Source organism: Streptomyces sp. FH025, from assembly GCF_017427025.1.
Classification (GTDB): Bacteria; Actinomycetota; Actinomycetes; order Streptomycetales; family Streptomycetaceae; genus Kitasatospora.
The window spans coordinates 1-5315 of sequence record NZ_JAFLNG010000550.1; the positions used below are offsets into that span (position 1 = coordinate 1).

General features: G+C 70.9%; 6 protein-coding genes. 3 read left to right on the forward strand and 3 right to left on the reverse strand.

Annotated elements, in window-relative coordinates; translation table 11 throughout:
- The first annotated feature begins 93 nt into the window (after positions 1–93).
- From dapF to J0670_RS29095, 3 genes are read left to right on the forward strand one after another with little or no spacing between them, the layout of a single operon-like run.
- The gene (dapF, locus tag J0670_RS29085; protein ID WP_207814673.1) at positions 94–891 is read left to right on the forward strand and encodes a diaminopimelate epimerase; all 798 of its coding nucleotides are present in this window, start codon (positions 94–96) and stop codon (positions 889–891) included.
- Positions 888–1985, forward strand: coding sequence for an ATP-grasp domain-containing protein (locus J0670_RS29090; protein WP_207814674.1), 1098 nt, complete (start codon positions 888–890; stop codon positions 1983–1985). Before dapF ends, J0670_RS29090 begins: the two co-directional genes overlap by 4 nt.
- A gap of 19 nt (positions 1986–2004) precedes the next feature.
- Positions 2005–2859: a glutamate ligase domain-containing protein gene (locus J0670_RS29095; protein WP_243437680.1), complete on the forward strand. Its 855-nt coding sequence runs from the start codon at positions 2005–2007 to the stop codon at positions 2857–2859.
- 75 nt (positions 2860–2934) lie between these two features.
- On the opposite strand, the gene J0670_RS29100 is transcribed toward J0670_RS29095, so the two are convergent.
- The 3 genes from J0670_RS29100 to J0670_RS29110 form a co-directional block, all read right to left on the reverse strand.
- Entirely contained in the window at positions 2935–3159 is a 225-nt protein-coding gene (locus J0670_RS29100; RefSeq protein WP_207814675.1) for an HAD domain-containing protein, read from the reverse strand.
- 99 nt (positions 3160–3258) lie between these two features.
- Complete coding sequence (locus tag J0670_RS29105; protein WP_307806745.1) at positions 3259–4527, reverse strand: MFS transporter; 1269 nt, start codon at positions 4525–4527, stop codon at positions 3259–3261.
- A 73-nt stretch (positions 4528–4600) separates the two neighbouring features.
- The gene (locus J0670_RS29110) at positions 4601–5302 is read right to left on the reverse strand and encodes a dienelactone hydrolase family protein (RefSeq protein ID WP_207814678.1); all 702 of its coding nucleotides are present in this window, start codon (positions 5300–5302) and stop codon (positions 4601–4603) included.
- Between the last annotated feature and the right edge of the window lie 13 nt (positions 5303–5315).

Below are 5315 nucleotides of genomic sequence, written 5' to 3' on the forward strand. Positions count from 1 at the left end.
GGACGTTCCGCCGCCGTGCCCTCAAGCTGCTGCCTTGGTCTTCGAGCCGCTGCGGGCCGGCATGCCTCTGCAACGTCGCAAAGGAGCGAGATCGTGCGATTCACGAAGATCCACGGCGCGGGGAATGACTTCGTGCTGCTCACCGACCCCACCCGCACCAAGGGCATCAACTGGTCGGTGAGGGCCCAGAAGCTGTGTGACCGTCGTGTCGGCATCGGGGCTGACGGCCTGGTGGTCAGCACCCGGATCGCGGAGGACCGCCTTCGCGTGACCTGCTACAACGCGGACGGCAGCGAGGCGACGATGTGCGGCAACGCCCTTCGCTGCGCCGCCTCCCAGGCGGCCGACGCCTTCGGGCTCCGTGAGATGACCATGGAGATGGCCGGCGTCGAGCACGAGGCCGTCGTCACCTCCACCAACGTCCGGGTCACGGCCGAGGTCGGCAAGGTGGAGCTGCGTGTCCTCCAGGCCGGGTGGGACGGACGCATCATCTGGTTCGACGCGGCCCACACCGGCACGGAGCACGTGGTCGGCATCGTGCCGGAGGTTGATTCGGTCAAGGTCGACGGCTTCGGCCGGTCTGTTTGCCACCACGAGAAGTGGGGCGCCGTCGGGACGAACGTCAACTTCGTGCAGTCGGTCGGCGACCAGGTCTTGCGGCTTCGCACCTACGAACGCGGTGTCGAGGCCGAGACGCTGAGCTGCGGTTCCGGCGCGGTGGCCGCCGCCGTGATCGCCGTCGAACGCGGCCTCGTCTCCGGCTCCCGGGCGATCACCGTGCAGAACCGGGCTGGCACGCCGCTGGTCGTCAGCCCCCACACCGGACGCCCCGGACGGACCTTCTGGGTGTCCGGCCCCGTCACCAAGGTCTACGAAGGAGTCCTGGCATGACCGTCTTCCTGAACCCCGAAACCGACAAGGCCGACGAGGCCACCGTCAAGGCCGCCGCCGCTGGCCTCCGCGACTGGCAGCAAAGCCGACAGGACCTCAACGTCGCGCTGGTCTACGGCCCCGTGAGCGAAGAGGACCGGCTCTACATCGACAAGAGCCCGGTCGACCAGCTCTCCGTCACCGCCCTCAGCCGGACGCTCGGCGAGATCGGCCTGCGGTTCGAAGTCCTGAACCCGGTGGACCGGACCTTCGTCCCGCGCCTCACGGCCTTCGACGTGGCTCTCTCCAACCTCCATGGCCCCTTCGGCGAGGACGGCCGGCTCCAGGGGTTGCTGGACTACCTGCGCATCCCCTACTGCGGCAGTGGCGTGGCGGCCTCCGCGGTCGCCGCCGACAAGATCCTCTGCAAGCGGGTGATGGGATCGCTCGGCGTGCCCACCCCGGCCTGGCAGGAGTGGACCGGGGGAACCGTGGAGTGGGACGGTCACACCGTCATGGTCAAGCCGCCCCTGGGCGGCTCCAGCGTGGGCATGAGCCTGGTCAAGGACCGGGTGGACCTCCTCGGGGCCCTGGTGGACGCCTCGGGCCCCCAGGGCCACCCTGTCCTGGTCGAGGAGTACATCACCGGCCAGTCCGTGACCGTGGGACTGCTGGAACTGCCCGGCAACGCGGTGCTCATCTTCCCCCCGCTGGCCACCGAGGTCCACCAGGCCGACTTCTACGACGCCGCCACGAAGCTGGACGAAGACGCCACCGGTGGCGTCACCGTAGCTGCGGCCGACCTGCCGGCCGAAGCCCGAGCCGCCGTGCTGGAGTACGCCAAGAGGATCTGGACCGGACTCGGCCTGAAGGGCTCCGCCCGGGTGGACTTCATCGTGACCGAGGACTCGCGGGTGTTCGCCCTGGAGGTGAACAGCACCCCGGGCATGTCGGCCGGCAGCAACTTCGCGGTCGGCGCGGAACTGTGCGGCCTCAGTCACGGTGACGTGGTGCTGGCACTGCTCCACGAGGCGCTGGTCCGGCCGCCGTACGATGTTCCCCTGCCCACTCCGCACTTCACCGGATTCCCCGGACAGCGGGAATTCGTGGCCTGATTCTCCGGAGGCTGCTGCCATGTTGTTGGCCCATCACGTCCCCATGTGTCGTCAGCGCATCGAGCCTGACGAGTGGGAACGCCACGGCGGGGCCGCCCTGGGCGAGCGGGCCGAGTGGTCTGATCGGGCCTGCGGCATGGCAGCACTTCGCATGATCCTGCTGGCGTACGGCCAGCAGCCCCCGAGCCTCACCGAGCTGGTACATCTCGGCGTCGCGAAGGACGCCCTGACGGAACGCGGCTGGCTTCACGCTGGCATCGCCAGCCTGGCGGAGGTCTACGGCGTCCCGGGGCAGGCCGAAGCCGTACCGGCCGATGAGCTGATCGCCCGGCTCAAGCAGGCACCGCTGATCATCTCCGTCACGGAGAAGTTCCCCGAGGACGGCCGCAAGGGCGGTCACCTGGTCGTCGCTCACGGCTTCGAGGCCGGAGATGACCCCGCGATCCTCTTCCGTGACCCCTCGGGCTGGGGACAGCAGAATGACCGGGTTCCCCTGAGTCGCCTCACGAGCTCGTACACCGGCAGGGCAATCACCTTCCCGCCGATGACCCGGACCATCGCCGTACTCGGCGAGATGCTGGAGCTGGGCGAGACGGCCGCCGAGGAGCACCAAGCCGTTGGCCGTCTCGCCGGCGAACAAGGCATTGACCACCTGATCGTGGTCGGCAACAGCCCGAACGTCATCCAACTCGCTGCCGGTGCGCTCGCAGAAGGTGTGCCCGAGGTCGCCAGGGTCGCGGACAACCACACCGCTGCGGCTTATCTGGAGACGATCGTCCGCCCCGGCGACAAGGTGCTCCTGAAGGCTTCGCGCGGTGGAGAGCTCTGGCAGATCGCCCAGGAGCTTCTCGGGCAGCCCATTACAGGGCACTAGCGCTGTCATCGCGTCATGAAGGGGGGCCGCGAGCTGGGGGATGCTGGGCAGGGTCGTGGCACCCACCACCTCAGCTCATTTCCACAGGTCGGGAACAAGGTGCAAGGGTGATACGTTCCTCCAGGTGGTGGCCCAGACCAGGTCGTACGTCCCGGCGAGCTCGCGCAGCCACTCGCCGTGCCGGGCGGAGAGCAGGACGGCGTAGCCGAGCAGGGTGTGCGCGTCGAAGCCGGCGTCAGGATGGGGGCACACCGGGTTCAGCACCCCGTCGACGTCCAGGAACAGCAGTGGCTTCGGCACCGGAGGCCCCTCAGAGACGGTGGTGTTTCCACCTGCTCGGACGCCCCACCGGCACCACTGGTTGCCCTTCGCGGGGCGCGCACGGGGCGCACCGGGGGCTCACGGCGTGGGCGCGGGCTCGGTGACGGGCACCGGTGCGTCGGTGGTGCTTCGGCGGGAGAGTCGGCGCACCTGGGGGTCGAGCAGGACGACGGCGCTGAGCACCAGACAGACGACGGCGCACGCCCAGAGCGCTCCGGACATGCCCAGCGCCACGGCGGCTGGGCCGGCCAGCGCGGTGCCGACCGGGGCGAGCGAGTAGGAGCCGAGCTCGTCGTACGCGGTGACGCGGGAGAACATCTCCTCGGGTATCTCCTGCTGGAGCGCGACCATCCAGTTGACGCCGAAGACGGTGACGCCGACGCCGGAGAGGAACATGGCGACGACCAGCAGGGGCAGCGGTACCTCGGCGGCGAGGGCGAGGGCGGGCACGCCGAACAGGAACACCCCCCAGTTGCCGATCAGCAGGATCCGGCGGGGCCGCCAGCGCGCCATCAGCGCACCGGTGGCGACCAGGCCGACGCCGTACGCGGCCATCGCCAGGCCCCAGGCGCCGGCGCCGCCCAGGCGCGCGTCGGCGACGGCCGGCCCGTACACCGACTCCACCGCGTTGACGCAGGCGACCAGGACTGAGAACTGGAGCACGATCACCCAGAGCCAGCGGCGGGCGACGACCTCCCGCCAGCCCTCGCGCAGATCGCGCAGCATGCCGCCACCCGAGGGCGAGGGGGCGCGCTCCGGCTCCAGGAAGAAGCGGAGCGCGGCGGCGATCAGGAAGCAGAGGGCGTCCAGGGCGAGCACCCAGCCCGGGCCGACGGCGGCGGTGAGCGCGCCACCGAGGGCGGCACCGCCGATCTGGGAGGCGTTGAGGCCCATCCGGAAGACCGCGAAGGCGCGGGCGGCGTGCTCCTGGGGGACGGCCTGCATGATCATTCCGCCGGAGGCGGGGGAGTAGAGGGCGTAGCCGGCCCCGCCGGCGGCGGAGAGCACCAGCATCTGCCAGAGTTTGATGTCCCCGGTCAGTACCAGCGCGGCCAGGACGGCCTGGGAGACGCCGCTGAACAGGTTGGCGGCGACCATGATCAGGTGGCGCGGCATCCGGTCCGCGAGGGCGCCGCCGACCAGCAGGAGCAGCACGGTGGGCAGCAGGCGGGCGGCGGTGACGTAACCGACCTCGGCGGTGGTGCCGCCGTTGCCGAGGACGGCGAAGGCGGTGGCGATGGGGGCGCCGGCGTTGCCGAGCCCGCTGATCACGGTGGCGGCGGTCTGGATGCGGAAGTTGCGGCTCGCCCAGGCGAAGCGGCGCGAGTGCGGGTGTGGGGTCGGCACCTGGCGACTATGCCGTGGGTCCGTACAGGTGTCCATCGGGTTTTTCGCGCCGGCGGCCCTTCCTCCGGAGGACTCAGCCGAGGTGCCCCTGGAGGAAGGTGACGGTGCGGCGCCAGGCGATCCGGGCCTGGAGGGGGTCGTAGGTGCCGAGCGGGTTCTCGTCGTTCATGAAGGCGTGCCCGGCCGGATAGAAGTGGATCTCGGGGCGGACGTCGGTGGCCTCGCCGATCCGGATCGCGGCCTCGTCCACGGCGGCCATCGGGATCGAGCGGTCGAGTTCGCCGAAGTGGCCGAGGACGTGGGCGGTCAGGCCGCGGTAGTCGAACTCCGGGTCGGGCGGCAGGCCGTAGAAGGGGACCACGGCGGCGACCCGGTCGCCGGATCGGGCGGCGAGCAGCAGGGCGAAGCCACCGCCCATGCAGAAGCCGACCACGCCGACCGCGTCGCCGACCACGCCGTCCAGCGAGAGCAGGTGGTCGACGGCCCCCGACAGGTCCTCGACGGCCCGCTCGACGGGCAGCTCGCGCATCAGCCGGGCGGCCTCGGCGCGGTCGTGGGTGGTGGCACCGCCGTACAGGTCGGGTGCGAGGACGGTGAACCCCTCGGCGGCGAAGCGGTCGGCCATGGCGGCGACGTGCGAGGTGAGCCCCCACCACTCCTGGACCACCACCAGGCCCGGCCCGACGCCCTGCGGCGGGCGGGCCAGGTATCCGTGCGCGGTGCCGCCGTTGCTCGGGAAGGTGACGTTCTGCCGGGAGCCGCCCTGGTCAGGCATGGCTTCCTCTCGG

What these genes read in the sequence shown, in the direction of transcription:
- J0670_RS29095 (WP_243437680.1), top strand. Translation starts at nt 2,005, where the DNA reads ATGTTGTTGGCCCATCACGTCCCCATGTGTCGTCAGCGCATCGAGCCT.
- J0670_RS29110 (WP_207814678.1), bottom strand. Translation starts at nt 5,302, where the DNA reads ATGCCTGACCAGGGCGGCTCCCGGCAGAACGTCACCTTCCCGAGCAAC.
- J0670_RS29090 (WP_207814674.1), top strand. Translation starts at nt 888, where the DNA reads ATGACCGTCTTCCTGAACCCCGAAACCGACAAGGCCGACGAGGCCACC.